Consider the following 15,257-nt stretch of genomic DNA (forward strand, 5'->3'; position numbering starts at 1 on the left):
AACGACGGCGCGGCCATGTACGACGGCGCGGCCATGTACGACGGCGCGGCCATGTACGACGGCGCGGCCATGTACGACGGCGCGGCCATGTACGACGGCGCGGCCATGTACGACAGCGCGGTCACGAAGGTCATGCCGGCCGCCCGGCCGAGCACAGCTCGCGGCCGGTTCCCCTTCGACTCCCGCTCCGCTCGGGCAGGACGCGGACAAGGTCGCAGGTCCAGGTCCACCACGGCTAGCGAACCGCCCCCGTGCGCGTGGCCGGGCGGAGCGCCGGACGTCGCCAGCACCAGGAGGACGGACATGAATACGAGGTCGCCGATGTGAGGACCGGTGTCCGCACGGTGGGAGGAGTGCCGCAGAGCCAGCCGAGGGTCAGGGAGAATCTGACAAGATGATGGCAGATTCAGGCGGAAAACCTTCCGGGCGAAACCGGGCCCGGCCTAAGGTCGTCGGCATGACCATCGACGCCTTCATCGACGCCCTGCCCAAGGTCGAACTCCACGTCCACCTGGTCGGATCCGCCTCCGTGCCCACCGTGCTGGAGCTGGCCCGCCGCCACCCCGGCAACGGCGTGCCCACGAGCGAGGAGGAGCTGCGCGCGTTCTACACCTTCCGCGACTTCCCGCACTTCGCCCAGGTGTACGCGGCCGTCAACGCGCTGGTCCGCGAGCCGGAGGACATCGCCACCCTCGTCACCGGGCTGGCCCGCGACCTGGCGGGACAGGGCGGGCGCTATGCCGAGCTGCAGGTCACCCCGTACGCGCACCACATCACCGGGATCCCCAGAGGCGAGGTCACTCGGGCGCTCGACCTGGCCGCGCGGCGGTCGCTCGACGAGCACGGGGTCGAGATCGCGTACATCTTCGACATCCCCGGCGAGTTCGGCGAGGAGGCCGCGAAGATCACGCTCGATCACGCGCTCGAAGAACCTCCCGCGGCATTGGTAGGTTTCGGCCTGGGCGGGATCGAGCAGCGGCGGCCCCGCTACCGCGACGCCTTCCGCGACGCGTTCGCCGCCGCGCGGGCGGCGGGGCTGCACAGCGTCCCGCACGGCGGCGAGATGACCGGGCCCGAGACGGTCTGGGAGGTCATCGAGGGACTCGGCGCCGAGCGCGTCGGTCACGGCATCGCCTGCCTGGCCGATCCCCGGCTCGTCGCCCACCTGCGCGAGACGCAGCTCCCGCTGGACGTGTGCCCCACCTCCAACGTGTGCACCGGCCAGGTGGCGCGGATCGAGGACCACCCGCTGCCGCGCCTGCTGGAGGAGGGCCTGTTCGTCACGCTCAACAGCGACGACCCGCCCATGTTCGCCACCACCCTGGCCGGCGAGTACCGCGTGGCGGCCCGCGTCTTCGGCCTCGGCCGTACGGAGCTGGCCCAGCTCGCCCGCAACGCGGTGACGGCGTCCTACCTGGCTCGGGAGCGCAAGAAGGCACTCCTGGCCGAGATCGACGCCCTGGCCGCCTGACGATCCCGCGATTTGTCGGCGGGACACCCTAAGGTCCCGATCATGACGAACGCCTGGGAAGAGGTCAGGGCCGCCATCGAGGCGGTAGACACGCCCGCCGTGGTCAAGCTGGTGACGGGGCTCGACGACGAGCAGCGCCGCGAAGTGGCCGCCGCCCTGCCGGGACACCTGCCGGTCGCCCAGGAGGCCGGCCGGCGCAGGGAGCACGAGCGCGCCGAACAGCGCATGGCCGCGGTCCGTGAGCTCGCCGGCAGGAGGGGCCGGTCGATGTACGAGTTACCCGAGTACCACGAGCACGTCCGCTGGTCGCGGCATGACCTCTGGATCGAGCCGATGCGGGTCGCCGGGGCCGCCACCATCGTGGGCGCCGCCGCTGTCGCCACCTGGCTCAGCAGGCCAGACCTGCAGCGCCAGTGGGACGAGCCCGGGCGCGACGACGTGCCGTTCATCCTCGACGTCGTGTCGGCCCGGCCGGTCGCCTGGCAGCAGGACCTCGCCGTACGCTTCGCGCTGCGGCTGCGCGGTACCCGCCCCACCCGCGACCGGCGCGTCCAGCTCGCCCTGAGGCTGCTGCGCCACACGGGCGCCGTCCCGCCCGCGCACGACCCGCTCACCCTCGCCTGGATCGTCGGCACCCCGCCCGACCGGCTGTCCGGCGACCCGCTCCTGGACACGATGGTGCCCAGGCTGTTCGAGACCGAGGGCGCGGGCCGGCTGCTCACCGACGACGCCTGGCCCGCCGCACTCGCCGAGCTCGCCCGTACCGGCAGGATCGCCCGGCAGGTGCTGCTCGACGGCTGCCTCACCCGGTTCCTGCGCGGCGGCGAGGCCACCGGCCTGCGCTTCTTCGTCCGTCTCCACGAGCGGCTCGACCCCGCCCCCGAGGAGGTCGCCGACCGCCTGGGCGACTACCTGGCGCTGCTGCCCGCGTCCGCGGCCAACGTCGCCGACCTGGCGCTCAAGCAGGTCCAGCGGGGCGGTCCGGTGCCCGCCGCCGACGCCGGCGAGGCCGTCCAGGGTCTGCTGTTCCGCAAGGAGGGCAAGCTCGTACGGGCCGGCCTGGCCTGGCTCGACCGGCTGCTCAAGGACGGCGACGACGACCTCGACGCCTACGCGCCCGCGCTGGCCGCCGCCCTGCTCTGCGAGGCCGCCGGCGCCCGCGAGCGCGCGGTGAGGCTGGCCGTCAAGCACGCGGCCCGGTTCGGGCCGGCCGGAGCCGAGACACTGCGCGAGGCGGTGGCGACGCTCCCCGCCCACCAGGGAGCCGCGCTGGCCGCGGCCTTCGGAGGCGACGTGGCGGCGGAGCCGGAGCCGGAGACGTTCACGCCCGGCACGCTGCCGCCCGCGCCCCAGGCCGCCCCGATGCCGCCGCCGCTCCGCACTCCCGGTGAGCTGGGCAACTTCATGCCCAAGGAGTCCAGCTGGATCAGGACCGAGCGCTGGCTGGACGCCTTCGTCAGGCTCTTCGCGGGGCGGGAACGCGACCGGCTGCCCGCCGCGCTGACCCGGCACGCGACCCCCGACAACGAGTTCAGGGGAGCGCCGTGGTGGCACGCGAGCACGTGGGCCGGCGCGATGATCAGGGAGCTGACCGATCCGGGGGCCGAGAGCCGGATCCGGGACGCCGCCCCGGTGGCGAGGCGGATCCCGGAGATGACGCACGCCGCGGTCTGGAAGCTGATGCCGCTCATCCGGTACGCCGAGGTCTACCAGGCCCTGGTCGAGCGGCGGCTGCCGCCGTACCTGCTGGCCACGCCCACCCGGGTCAACGGGCTGCTCGACCCGGGGACGCTGGTGGAGCGGCTCGAAGGGTACGAGCGCGCCGGCGTCGAGGCGCTGCCCGTGGACCTGCGGCAGGCGCTGCTGCGGCTGGGGCGGTCCGTGGAGCCCGAGGTGGCCGCCCGCGCGGCGCGGCTGACCGGTGAGGCGGGACGCCGGGTCGCCCGCTGGCTCACCGACCGGCCCGCCGACCCCGTGGTGACGCTCCACAGGGGGGAGCACCTGGACAGGCCCCACACGTTCTCGGAGTTCTCGTCCGGGCCCGAGTATCAAGAGGTGCTGGGCGACCTGCTGGTGCACCGCTGGCACGAGGAGGAGCTCGGCCGGACCCTCGCCGTCTTCGCCGGGCACCGCGAGCTGGTCGCCGCCCGCTGCGTACGGTACCCGGCGACGTACGGGTACTTCGGCGCGTACAAACCCGCCGACGTCGCCCTGCTGGCCGACGGCGACGGCCCGGCGGGGCCCGGGATGTCGTTGATGCTGGCGTACTCGCTGGTCGACGACGGCCGGGACCTGGCGGTGGAGGCGTTCCTGCGACTGGCCGCGGGGGGCGGTGTGGCGGGGGAGGAGGCCGGCCGGAAGCTCGCCGAGGTGCTGCGGCACGGCGGGGAAGGGCCGAAGCGCGCTCTCGAGGCGCTCAGGGAGGCGGCGCTGAAGGGCGCGCACCGGGAGGTGTGGGAGGTGATGGCCGGCTGGCTGACCGCCTCTCTGCCGGGGCCGGGGGAGCGGGCCACCGCGGGGCACACCCGGATGGTGTCGCTCGCGGCCGACGTGGCCTCCTGGGTGGGTGCGCGGGGCGAGTTGCCGATGATCGCCGAACTGGCGAGCCGCCGACCCGGCAGCGAACTCGTCCGCCAGGCCCGCCGCCTGCACGCCTGCCTCACCACCCCGCCCGCCTGACGTCGTCACCAGGCGGCTCGTTCCTCCTGCCGCGGCGTTGATCGTTCTCAGGACGGCTCGCTAGGGTTGATCGCCTTTCGTTCACCCGTTCCCCTTCTCGGGAGATGTCCCGTGCGCCGTTACCGTTTCGGCTGGATCGCCGCCCCGATCGCCGTCGCCTTCGGGGGCGCCGCCGTGGTCGCCGGCGTCTTCGCGCTGGTCACCGGCGACGCCGCCGTGCTGCGGGCGCTCGTCGTGCACGGCTGGGGCACGGACATGGTGCCCTACACCTGGTGGGTGGAGGTCATCCTGGCCGGGGGCGGGATCCTGACCGGCTGGGCCCTGTGGCAGATCCTGCGCGGGCGGCGGGCCGGCGAGGCGCCTGTCCTGGCGCGGCCGGTGCGGCTGCTGCGGGCCGCGCTGTACGTGAGCCTTGCCTGCGCCCTGGCGTACGAGGCGCCGATCCCGTACCAGTGGTGGCTCGACCTGCCCGGCACATTGACCCAGTTCGCCATCGTCTGGCTGTTCTTGGTGGTCCTCGCCGGATCCATCCCCCGGTGGCTGCGGATCACGGCACTCGTGGCGGGCCTGGCCGACACCGCCGTGGAGCTGGTCGCCACCGTCGCCTACGGCCTGGGGCAGTACTGGGACCTGCCGCCGCTGGGCAACGTGCTCCACCTGCTGTGGCTGGTGCCGGTGCTGATCGGGCAGGCCCGGGACGGGCGCTGGAGCCGGGGCACCGTGCGGGCGGGCATGGTCGCGGCGGTGCTGGCGTCGCTGTCGTCCGGATCGTTCATGATCGTCGCGTACGGCGGCGTCGCGGACCACGGCACCGTGATCCTCATGGTCCGCGACATCCTGAGCGTCTTCCAGCTGATCTGGATGGCGCGGACGGCCCACGAACTGGCCGGGCCGCCACCGGAGCCGTCCACGCGCCGGGGCGAGCGGGCGGCGGTGCGCCCGTGGCCGCTCGCCGCCGTGGCCGTGGTGCTGCCGTCGGTCCCGGCCGCCGTCAACCTCGCCCAGGGGATGCCCTTCTGGATCGGCCCCAGGGGCGCGGTGGACATGTTCTTCCGCGAGTACTCCAGTTACCCGGCGGGCCTGGCCTGGGTCGCCGTGGACGTGCTCGTCGGGGTGGGCGCCCCGGCCGTGCTCGTCCTGGTGGCCGTCATCCGCAGGAGCAGGCGGCTGCTGACCGGCACGATCCTGTTCCTGGTCCTCGCCGCCGCGGCGGGCGTCGTGACGGCGCTCACGGCGCGGCCGGAGGAGGACTGGCAGGTCATTCCCGAGATGGCCGAGGTGCGGCTCGCCGTCTACCCGGACGGGCAGTTCGGCGGGGGCCTGGACGGTCAGCTCGTGTTCGGCCTCTCGCCGCTCTGGTACAGCGCGGCGCTCGCGGTCTCCGCCCTCGTCCTGTTCCTCCTGTACGCGGCCCCGCCCGCCGCCCGGCGGGGGCGCCGGGTGTTCGCGATGGCGCTCGCCACGGCCGTGGCGCTGATCTTCGTCCCGGCCGCCGACCGGTCGCAGGGCACGGTCACCACCGCCGCAGACTGTTCACCACCGGACCACCGGCATACGGAGGTGGAGCCCGCGCCGCTCACGGGCGAGGGCGCGTTCATCTGCGAGGTACGCACCGGCCAGGTCCTGGACATCCCCGCCACCATGCCCGACCAGGCGCTGCTCGCCTACGGCCGGAGCCTGTGCGGTGTCTACACCCGTGACGACCCGCGCGAGCTGGCCCGGGTCGAGTCCGTGGAAGGACTGCGGGTCCGGGACCTGTACTGGGCGATCGACGACATCTGCCCCGCCGCCGCGGCGAAGGTCAAGACCGAGCGGGAGGCGGACGACCAGGAGTTCGCCGCGTTCCATGCCGAGGAGCGGGCCAAGTGCGCCGCCACCCCGCGCCACCGTCCGCTCATCGAGCCCGTCAAGGCGGTCCGGCTCGATGACCCGGTGTGGCCGGAGACCGGACTGGAGATGCGGGACACGGCGGGCACCGGCGATTCCGGCGGCGGCCGGCACGACGACCTGGTCGAGTCCGGCCCCGGGCACCTGACGGTCTCGGTGGACTCCGAGTACCACCTCTGCGTCACCCTGGAGACGTACTCCCGCCGCCCGCCGGTGGAGACGAAGGGCTGGGACCACGTCACCGAGGCCGGCTACACCAGCACGGACGGCGAGCTGGTGTTCCATGACGTCCTGGCCGGCATCGTACTGCCCGACCTGTCGCCCGGCGGCCGCCGGGGCCGCTACCGCATCCGCGTCCACCACGCCTGGTTCCCGTGGAAGGGCGACGAGAGGGGCACCCAGCGGCTGCTGATCATGGCGTACCCGGGGAAGGACGACAGGCTCGTCACCTACCGCAAGCCCGCGGGGAGCCGGTGAGAGTCCCGCTCCCCGGCCAGGGCGGCCACGGCCCTTCCGGCGGGCAGGCTTCCACGTCCCCCGAACCGGCCGAAAGGGCGGGGCGCCCGAAGGCGGCCCCGCCCCGATCAGGCGGCGAATCGGTCGCTACCCGGCGTAGGTCTCGAACTCGGCGACCCTCGGCGTGCCGGACGACCCGGTGATCCGGAAGGTGATCTTCTTCAGCGTGGTGGGGGTGAAGGTGATGGCGCCCGCCCCGCTGCCGGATGCCAGCACGGCGGAATTGTCGTGGTTGACGAGCTGCCACGACCCGATCGAGGAGCCCGACGCCTCACGGATGACGACCCTGGACACCGTCTTGGCCGAACCCCACTTGACCGAGATGTCACCGGTCGAGCCGCTCGGCGACCAGTGGGTGCCCGCGTTGCCGTCGATCACGTTGCCGTAGCTCGTCCCGGAGGCCTTGCTGGAGCCGTCGGCGCCGGCCCCGATGCTGAGGTTGGTCCCGCCGCCCGTCGGCGTGGTCGTCGGCGTCGGGCTGACCGTCGGGGTGGGGCTGTTCGTGGGGGTCGGCCCCGGTGTCTGCGGCGTGCAGCTGCCGTTCGACACCCGCATGCCCTTGTTGGCGCCCGCCGTCTGGGCGACGACGTTCGGCACGCACGAGGCCCCGTCCATGCTGTAGCCGTACGGGACGCTCACGCTGGTGTTGGACTGCGGGTTGGGCCCGGCGGGGTTGTTGTCGCCGCTGCGGCTGGACCAGGTCACGTTGTCGAAGATGTTGCCGGCGACCTGCCAGTAGCCGGCCTCACTGGTGTAGAAGGTGCCCAGGACGTCCTTGGAGTTCCTGAAGTAGTTGTTCTCCACCTTGGCCCGCCCCCCGGCCCGGGAGTTGATGCCGGACTCGTGGATGCTCACGTACGAGTTGTTGTAGATGTGCGCGATGCCGCCGCGCAGCAGGGGCGTACGGGAGTCGATGTTCTCGTACAGGTTGTGGTGGAAGGTGACGAAGCCGTTCGAACGGTCGCTCTCACTGGACCCGATGAGCCCGCCGCGGCCGGAGTTGCGCAGGATGCTGTACGACAGCGTCACGTACTGGGTGTTGTCCTTCATGTCGAAGAGGCCGTCGAACCCCTCCGACTCGCCGCCCGAGGCCTCCAGGGTGACGTGGTCGACCCAGACGTTGCGTACGTCGCTCTCCATCCCGATGGCGTCGCCGCCGTTGGAGGTGGGCGAGCCCGACTTCTTGACGTTCCGTACGGTCACGTTCTGGATGATGATGTTGCTGGCCTCGCGGATGTGGATGCCGAGCTGGTCGAAGACGGCGCCGTTGCCGACCCCGATGATCGTGACGTTGCTGATCTGCTTGAGCTCGATCACCCCGGCGGCGGTGTTGCAGCTTCCGCCCGACACCTTGGTGGTGTTGCCGTGGTTGATGGTGCCCTCGACCTCGATGGTGATCGGGGTGCTGCTGCTGGCCCGGTTGCACAGGGCCGCGTGGATGGCGGTGCCCGTGGTGGCCCGCACCGTCTGTCCGCCCGCGCCGCCGGTGGTGCCGCCGTTGGCGGTCGCGTAGCCGGTGGCGCTGCCGACGGCCGCCGTGGCGTTCAGTGCCGGTAAGGCCACACCCAGCGCGGCCACCAGGGCCGCCGTGGACAGCGCGGCCGGGAGCCGCCATGCGCCTGCTCGTCTCATCCTTGTCTTACCTCTCTTCTCAGGCTGGTCTTCTCAGGCTGGTCTTCTCAGGCTGGTCTCGCTGTGGCTGGTGAGGTCGGTCAGAGGCGGGCGCCGACGTCCGCGCCGTTGGCGGGCCGCAGGAAGGACGAGGAGCGGATCGAGCCGTCCGCGGCGCGCGGGCCGGTGATCGTGCCGCTGTCGGTGCTCGCGAGCGTCCACGTGCCGCCGAGGTCCCAGGAGTTGCCGGAGCTCGACGACGAGCCCGGCGCGGCCTGCGTCCGGTTCGCCACCGACAGGTTCCTGGTCAGGACGGAGACGGAGTCGGCGTAGTCGAAGCCGGTGCCGCCGTTGCGCCAGGCGGTGCTGCGGTCGGTCACCAACCGGCCGGGGTTGCCGTTGTCGGTGAAGCCGTGCACCGCGTTGTCGAAGGCCATGGAGTTGCGCACGGCATGGCCGACCGCCGGGTCCGGGTCGCCGCCGCCGAGCTTGAAGCCGTTGCCGTCGCCGGTGTAGTCAGGCAGGTTCCACCGGTTGAACCCGTTGCCCCAGGCCACGGACGACTCCACGGTGACCTGCCCGAGGAACATCCAGAAGTCCAGGCCGTCGTCGGAGTTGTTCCACAGCCGGGCGCCGCGGATCACGTTGCCGCTGCCGGACCCCTCCTTGATCGCGACCCCGTCGGCGCTCTCGCCGTTCTTGCGCGGGTCGCGGTTGCCGTGGCTGTCGAGGTCGACGATCAGGTTGCCGCTCGACGCGCCCTGCAGGTGCAGGCCCGACTCGTAGTTGTCCCTGGTGACCAGGCGGTCGAAGACGTTGCCGCTGGCGTCCAGGCCGAAGATCCCGTACGGGCCGTTGATGATCTCCAGCCCGGCCAGCCGCCAGTGGTCGCCCTCGATGTGGACGGCGCCGCGCTCGGCGCGCGGGATGCTGGAGCCGACCGCGCCCGGCGTGTGCGGCATGTTCTCGCCGTCGATGATCACCCGCTCGCCGTCGTGGGCGGTCATGGTGATCGGCTGCGCGGGAGTGCCGTCCTTGAGTATCCGGATGTTCGTGCCCGGCGCGTACGTGCCGCCCCGGATGAGGATCGTGTGACCGGGCTGCGCCAGGTCCACCGCCCGCTGGATCGTGCGCAGCGGCGAGGCCAGGGTCCCGGGGCCGGCGTCGTCGCCGTTCGTCGCCACGTAGAGGGTGTTCGCCGGCTGCTCGCCGCCGGTCTCGGCGTCCAGGTAGTCCAGGTTGGGCAGGCCCGCGGAGGTCGTCGGGTTCAGCCGGACGGTGTTGGCGCCGGAGTTCACCGGGACGGTCACGGTCGCGGTCTGCCACGTGGACCAGGCGCCGGTGCCCTCGAAGGACAGGGTCCCCGCCGCGGCGCCGTTCACGGTCAGCCCGGCGGGCCGGGAGCCCGTGGTCCCGTTGGCGAAGCGGATCCGGAGCGTGGCGGCGCCGCCGGCCCCGGCGGTCACGGTGAACTGGGCGTGCGCGCCGGCGGCGTTGGCGCCGTTGCAGAAGCCGCTGCCGGAGTAGCCGGCCCAGTTGAACTCGATGGCGCCGGTGCAGACCGCCGGTGCGGATTCGGCCTCGTACCGGGTGGAGGCGGCGTGCGCGGGCGACACCGCCGCGAGGGTGCCGGCCACGAGGCCGGCGCAAGCGAGGAGCGTTCTGAGGCGCATCGTCCAACTCCCGGTAAGCGCTTTCCGAATGCTGCCGACTCAAGCACAGCACCGGGGTCACGGAAAGGCGGTCCCACCGCGACCCCCGGTCCCGACGCCGCTCACAGCCGGTCCGGCCACGCCTCGCCGGCCGTCATGACGCAGGTCGGCAGCGGTGCCCGGGGGAGACGGAAGGCGCTTACCCGGACGGGCCGAAGCGATGAAACTTTCATCACCGACGCCGGGCCGGGGGACGGGCACGTCAGACGAGGCCGGCCTCGTAGGCGGCGATGACCAGATGGACGCGGGTGCGCGCGCCGATCTTGAGCAGCAGGCTGCTGACGTGGGTCTTCACCGTGCTCAGGCTGACTGCAGGTGCTGGTGTCGGGTCTCGGGAGGTGAGCGGTGAACACCGTCGCCGCCGGATGGATCAAGCTCCGCACGCTCCGCTCGACCTGGTGGGTGATCGGCGCAGGGGTGCTCGGCACGGTCGCGGTCGCCGGATCGCTGCTCATCGCCGTTCCCGGCTACCTCTACGGGCGGCTGGTGGCGGCGGACTTCCGCCCGTCGCCGCTGCCCGCCGGGGCGTGGCAGGTGATCGGCGGCGGCACGCTCGTGATCGTGACCACCACGCTGCTCGGGCTGGCGCTCGGCGCGATCCTGCGCAACGGCGCGGCGGCGACGGCGATGCTGGTGGTGATCGTGCTGGTGCTGCCGTTCGCCGCCCTCGCACTGTCCCCGGCCGGGTGGGTCAACGGGCTCCCGCCGACGTATCCGGCCCTCCAGCCGACAGGGCAGGTACGGGACATCATGCCGGACCCGGCGGCGTTCGCGGTGCTCGCCGCGTGGGCGGTGGCGCCGCTGGCGATCTCGATGACGGTGCGGACATGACAGGGGCCGCCCCGGCGATCGCCGGTGGCGGCCCGGAGGGACAGATGGTCAGGGGGAGGCGATGCGGCCCAGGCCGGGCGGGATCTTGCTGGCCGCCGCGCGGTCCAGCAGGAACAGGGTGCGGCCGCGGGCACGCGCGCCCGCCGCCGGGACCTGCACCGGGCCCGACTCCTCCAGGGCCAGGCGGACGGCGCCGGACTTCTCCTCGCCGGCCGCCACCACCCACACCTCGCGCGAGCCCTGGATCACCGGCAGCGTCAGCGTGATCCGGGTCGGCGGCGGCTTCGGGGCGCCGTGCACCGCCACCGCGGGGCGGGTGTCGTAGAGCGCCGGCATCCCGGGGAACAGCGACGCGACGTGCGCGTCGGGGCCCATGCCCAGCAGCATCACGTCGAAGCTGGGCGCCGGCCCGTGGTCCTCGGGCCGGGCGGCCTTGGCCAGCTCGGTGGCGTAGGCGTCGGCCGACTCCTCCGCCGACAGGCCCGAGTCGGGCCCGGCCATCACATGGACCCGCGACGGGTCGACGTCGACGTGGTCGAGCAGCGCCTGCCGGGCGCCCGTCTCGTTGCGCTCGGGGTCGCCCGAGGGCAGGAACCGCTCGTCGCCCCACCAGATGTCGAGACGCCGCCAGTCGACGGCGTCTCTGGCGGGGGTGTCGCGGATGGCGGCCAGCGTGGCGATGCCGACGGTGCCGCCGGTCAGCACCAGGGACGCGGAGCCCTTCGCGGACTGCGCGTCGACCAGCCGGGTGATGATCCGCGCGGCCACGGCCTTGGCCAGCACGTCGGCGTCGCGGTGCACGACAACAGTGGGAACGCTCACCCGTATCACCTTAGTGTGCGTACGTCCGGGCCAGGCGCTTGACGGCCAGCTCGTAGGTCTCGTCGGAGTCGAGCCGGCGCAGCTCCTCGGCGAGCAGTTCGGAGAGGTGGCGCCGGGTCAGGGCCACGTTCCGGTCGGGCTGGCCGGGACGCGACAGGGTGGCCACCCGGGCGTCGTCACGCGTCACCGACAGCTCGCCGTCGTCGAGCGTGAGCCGCACCTCGGTGAGCCCGGGCCCGTCGGACTCGGCGGTGCCGACCGGCACGTCGAGCCGCTCCGCCAGCCAGGCGGCCAGCAGCGGCGCGCTCGGGTTGTCGGCGGAGGCCGCCACCTGCCCGCCGTACACCTTGCCCACCGGCTGGTCGAACGCGGCCGCCAGCAGGCTGCGCCACGGCGTCAGCCGCGCCCACGCCAGGTCGGTGTCGCCGGCCGAGTAGCCCTTGGCCCTGGCCACCAGGGCGGCGACCCCGTCCGGGGCGGACCTGGCGTCGGTGAGCCGCCGCTGGGCGAGCGTCCCGATCGAGTCCTCCGACGGCACGTCGGGCGCCCGGCCGGGCCACCAGGCGACCACCGGCGTGTCGGGCAGCAGCAGCGGGCTCACCACCGAGTCGGCGTGGTCGGTCAGCTCCCCGTACAGCCGCAGCACCACCGTCTCGCCCGGCGCGGACTCGCCGATGCGCAGCTCGGCGTCGAGCCGGTTGGCCTCCTCGGTCTCCCTGTTGATCACCACGATGATGCGGGACGGGTGCTCGCGCGCCGCCTCGGTGGCCGCGCGCACCGAGTCGTACTGGTCGCGCTCCTCGCACACCACCACCAGCGTCAGCACCATGCCGACCGCAGGCGCGCCCATCTGGTGGCGCAGCTGCGTGAGCTGGCTGGAGATCTTCCCCGCCGTCGTGTCGGCCAGCATGAAGGTAGTCACGACGCCTCCCGCGCCGGTCTCGTGCCGCGTCCAACGCCTGTCACTAGAGCCTCCTCCACACGCGCCCGTCGCGGGCCATCATCTCGTCGGCCGACGGCGGCCCCCACGACCCGGAGGGGTAGGGCTCCGGCTGCCCCTGGGTGGCCCAGAACTCCTCGATCGGGTCGAGGATCGTCCACGACAGCTCCACCTCGCGCTGGTGCGGGAAGAGCGGCGGGTCGCCGATCATCACGTCGAGCAGCAGCCGCTCGTACGCCTCGGGCGACGTCTCCAGGAACGACTCGCCGTAGGCGAAGTCCATGGACACGTCGCGCACCTCCATCGCGGTGCCCGGCACCTTCGAGCCGAACCGCACCGTGATGCCCTCGTCCGGCTGCACCCGCACCACCAGCGCGTTCTGCCCCAATATCTCGGTGTCGTCCTTGCTGAACGGCAGGTGCGGAGCCCGCTGGAACACCACCGCCACCTCGGTCACCCGGCGGCCCAGCCGCTTGCCGGTGCGCAGGTAGAACGGCACGCCGGCCCAGCGCCGGTTGGCGATCTCCAGCTTGACCGCGGCGTACGTCTCGGTCATCGAGTCGGACGAGATGCCGTCCTCCTGGAGGTAGCCGGCCACCTTCTGGCCGCCCTGCCAGCCCGCGGCGTACTGGCCGCGCGCCGTGTTGAGCGCCAGGTCGGACGGCAGCCGCACGGCCCTGAGCACCTTCTCCTTCTCACGGCGCAGCGCCTTGGCGTCGAAGGAGGTCGGATCCTCCATCGCCACCAGCGCCAGCAGCTGCAGCAGGTGGTTCTGGATCACGTCGCGGGCCGCGCCGATGCCGTCGTAGTAGCCGGCCCGGCCGCCGATGCCGATGTCCTCGGCCATCGTGATCTGCACGTGGTCGACGAAGCTGCGGTTCCAGATCGGTTCGTACAGGTTGTTGGCGAACCGCAGCGCCATGATGTTCTGGACGGTCTCCTTGCCCAGATAGTGGTCGATCCGGAAGATCGAGCTCTCCGGGAAGGCCGACGTGGTGATCTCGTTCAGCTCGTGCGCCGACTTCAGGTCGTGGCCGAACGGCTTCTCGATCACCACCCGCCGCCACGAGCCGTCGGGCGCCTGCGCCAGCCCCGTCCGCTTGAGCTGCTCCACCACCACGGGGAAGAACTTCGGCGGAACCGAGAGGTAGAACGCGTAGTTGCCGCCCGTGCCGCGCAGCTCGTCGATCTCCCGCAGCGCCATCGCCAGCGCGTCGAACGCGCCGTCGTCGGAGAACTCGCCCGGCACGAAATGGATGCCCTCGCGCAGCTGCCGCCAGACCTCCTCACGGAACGGGGTCCGGGCGTGCGTCTTCACCGCGTCATGCGTCAGCTGGGCGAAATCCTGGTCCTGCCAATCACGCCGGGCGAACCCGACCAGCGAGAAACCGGGCGGCAGCAGCCCTCGGTTGCCCAGGTCGTAGATGGCCGGCAGCAGCTTGCGTTTGGCCAGGTCACCCGTCACGCCGAACAGCACCATCACACACGGGCCCGCCACCCGCGGCAGCCGCTTGTCACGCGGGTCGCGCAGCGGGTTGGCGGCCGCCACCTCGATCGTGGTCGAGGTGGCGGCGACGGCGGCCGCGACCGCGAGCGCCTCCTCCGGGGGCCCTGCCGGGTCACTCATCTCAAACCTCCTGTGCGGGTGCGCCGCGGCGGAGGAGCCGGGCTCCTCGCCGCGGCGCCGGCGGTCTAGGGGACCAGGTTCTTGCGTACGCTGTCGAGCAGTTCGTTCCAGGACGCCTCGAACTTCTGCACACCCTCATCCTCCAGCACCCGCACCACGTCGTCGTAGTCGATGCCGGCGTCCTTGAGCTCGGCCATGGTGTTCCAGGCCTGCTCGTAGAAGGGACGCACACTGTCACCGCCGACGTCGCCGTGGTCGGCGGTCGCGTCGAGCGTCTTCTCCGGCATGGTGTTGACCGTGCCGGGCGCCACCAGCTGGTCGACGTACATGGTGTCGGCGTAGTCGGGGTTCTTGACGCCGGTCGAGGCCCACAGCGGGCGCTGCGGCCGGGCGCCGGCGGCGCGCAGGCGCTGCCAGCGGTCGGTGTTCATGATCTCCTCGAACGCGGCGTAGGCCAGGCGCGCGTTGGCGACGGCGGCCTTGCCCTTCAGCTCGGGCCTGCCGAGCTTGTCGAGCCGGCCGTCGATCTCGGTGTCGACGCGGCTGACGAAGAACGACGCCACCGACTCGATCGTCGCTAGGTTGAGCCCCTTGGCCTGGGCGGCCTCCAGACCGGCCAGCCAGGCGTCCATCACGGCGCGGTAGCGTTCCAGGGAGAAGATCAGCGTGACGTTGACGCTGATGCCCTCGCCGATCGCCTGCGTGATCGCCGGCAGGCCTTCGAGGGTCGCCGGGATCTTGATGAACAGGTTGGGCCGGTCGACCAGCCACCACAGCGCCCTCGCCTCGGCGACCGTCTTCTCGGTGTCGCGCGCCAGGCGCGGGTCGACCTCCAGCGACACCCGGCCGTCGACGCCCGAGGTGGAGTCGTACACCGGGCGCAGCACGTCGGCGGCCCACCGGATGTCGTAGGTGGTGATGGCGCGCACCGCCTCGCCGATGTCGACGCCGCGCACCGCCAGGTCGTGCATCTGCGTGTCGTACGCGTCGCCCTTGCTCAGCGCGCTGGCGAAGATCGTCGGGTTGGACGTCACCCCGACGACGTTCTTCTCGCGGATCAGCTGCTCCAGGTTGCCCGTGCGCAGGCGCTCGCGGCTGATGTCGTCGAGCCAGATGGCCACGCCCTGGCCCGACAGCTTCTTCAGGATCTCGCTCATGTCA

Annotated in this window: 10 protein-coding genes; 4 read left to right on the forward strand and 6 right to left on the reverse strand. The window is 72.5% G+C overall.

What is annotated here, in order from left to right; genetic code table 11:
* Nucleotides 1–457: 457 nt before the first annotated feature.
* From add to AB0K05_RS19060, 3 genes are all read left to right on the forward strand, one after another.
* Nucleotides 458–1,471 carry an adenosine deaminase gene (add, locus tag AB0K05_RS19050; RefSeq protein WP_364230480.1) on the forward strand — a complete coding sequence of 338 codons (1,014 nt, stop codon included), beginning with the start codon at nucleotides 458–460 and terminating at the stop codon, nucleotides 1,469–1,471.
* A 42-nt stretch (nucleotides 1,472–1,513) separates the two neighbouring features.
* Nucleotides 1,514–4,150 (forward strand): DUF6493 family protein, encoded by a 2,637-nt coding sequence (locus AB0K05_RS19055; protein ID WP_364230483.1) that lies wholly within the window; start codon nucleotides 1,514–1,516, stop codon nucleotides 4,148–4,150.
* Between the two features lie 111 nt (nucleotides 4,151–4,261).
* Nucleotides 4,262–6,514: a hypothetical protein gene (locus tag AB0K05_RS19060; RefSeq protein WP_364230485.1), complete on the forward strand. Its 2,253-nt coding sequence runs from the start codon at nucleotides 4,262–4,264 to the stop codon at nucleotides 6,512–6,514.
* 126 nt (nucleotides 6,515–6,640) lie between these two features.
* Here the strand turns inward: AB0K05_RS19060 and AB0K05_RS19065 are convergent, their stop codons facing one another.
* Nucleotides 6,641–8,185 carry a polysaccharide lyase family 1 protein gene (locus AB0K05_RS19065; RefSeq protein WP_271275594.1) on the reverse strand — a complete coding sequence of 515 codons (1,545 nt, stop codon included), beginning with the start codon at nucleotides 8,183–8,185 and terminating at the stop codon, nucleotides 6,641–6,643.
* Nucleotides 8,186–8,265: 80 nt separating this feature from the next.
* Nucleotides 8,266–9,837 (reverse strand): carbohydrate-binding protein, encoded by a 1,572-nt coding sequence (locus AB0K05_RS19070; protein ID WP_364230488.1) that lies wholly within the window; start codon nucleotides 9,835–9,837, stop codon nucleotides 8,266–8,268.
* Nucleotides 9,838–10,221: 384 nt separating this feature from the next.
* On the opposite strand from AB0K05_RS19070, the gene AB0K05_RS19075 reads away from it, so the two are divergent.
* Nucleotides 10,222–10,707 carry a hypothetical protein gene (locus tag AB0K05_RS19075; protein ID WP_271275596.1) on the forward strand — a complete coding sequence of 162 codons (486 nt, stop codon included), beginning with the start codon at nucleotides 10,222–10,224 and terminating at the stop codon, nucleotides 10,705–10,707.
* Nucleotides 10,708–10,755: 48 nt separating this feature from the next.
* On the opposite strand, the gene pgl is transcribed toward AB0K05_RS19075, so the two are convergent.
* The 4 genes from pgl to tal all read right to left on the reverse strand — a co-directional run bounded on the left by pgl (nucleotide 10,756) and on the right by tal (nucleotide 15,253).
* Nucleotides 10,756–11,529 (reverse strand): 6-phosphogluconolactonase, encoded by a 774-nt coding sequence (gene pgl / locus AB0K05_RS19080; RefSeq protein WP_364230492.1) that lies wholly within the window; start codon nucleotides 11,527–11,529, stop codon nucleotides 10,756–10,758.
* A gap of 10 nt (nucleotides 11,530–11,539) precedes the next feature.
* Nucleotides 11,540–12,439, reverse strand: a complete 900-nt coding sequence (locus AB0K05_RS19085) for a glucose-6-phosphate dehydrogenase assembly protein OpcA (RefSeq protein ID WP_271275637.1) — start codon at nucleotides 12,437–12,439, stop codon at nucleotides 11,540–11,542.
* 55 nt (nucleotides 12,440–12,494) lie between these two features.
* Nucleotides 12,495–14,096, reverse strand: coding sequence for a glucose-6-phosphate dehydrogenase (gene zwf / locus AB0K05_RS19090; RefSeq protein WP_271275598.1), 1,602 nt, complete (start codon nucleotides 14,094–14,096; stop codon nucleotides 12,495–12,497).
* 65 nt (nucleotides 14,097–14,161) lie between these two features.
* Nucleotides 14,162–15,253, reverse strand: a complete 1,092-nt coding sequence (tal, locus tag AB0K05_RS19095; RefSeq protein WP_148031281.1) for a transaldolase — start codon at nucleotides 15,251–15,253, stop codon at nucleotides 14,162–14,164.
* Between the last annotated feature and the right edge of the window lie 4 nt (nucleotides 15,254–15,257).

Source organism: Nonomuraea sp. NPDC049486, from assembly GCF_040676925.1.
GTDB classification, from domain to species: domain Bacteria; phylum Actinomycetota; class Actinomycetes; order Streptosporangiales; family Streptosporangiaceae; genus Nonomuraea; species Nonomuraea ferruginea.

Excerpts from the sequence above, each read along its gene's own strand:
- tal (WP_148031281.1), bottom strand. The coding sequence starts at position 15,253 with ATGAGCGAGATCCTGAAGAAGCTGTCGGGCCAGGGCGTGGCCATCTGG.
- AB0K05_RS19070 (WP_364230488.1), bottom strand. The coding sequence starts at position 9,837 with ATGCGCCTCAGAACGCTCCTCGCTTGCGCCGGCCTCGTGGCCGGCACC.
- zwf (WP_271275598.1), bottom strand. The coding sequence starts at position 14,096 with ATGAGTGACCCGGCAGGGCCCCCGGAGGAGGCGCTCGCGGTCGCGGCC.
- AB0K05_RS19065 (WP_271275594.1), bottom strand. The coding sequence starts at position 8,185 with ATGAGACGAGCAGGCGCATGGCGGCTCCCGGCCGCGCTGTCCACGGCG.
- add (WP_364230480.1), top strand. The coding sequence starts at position 458 with ATGACCATCGACGCCTTCATCGACGCCCTGCCCAAGGTCGAACTCCAC.
- AB0K05_RS19085 (WP_271275637.1), bottom strand. The coding sequence starts at position 12,439 with ATGCTGGCCGACACGACGGCGGGGAAGATCTCCAGCCAGCTCACGCAG.
- AB0K05_RS19055 (WP_364230483.1), top strand. The coding sequence starts at position 1,514 with ATGACGAACGCCTGGGAAGAGGTCAGGGCCGCCATCGAGGCGGTAGAC.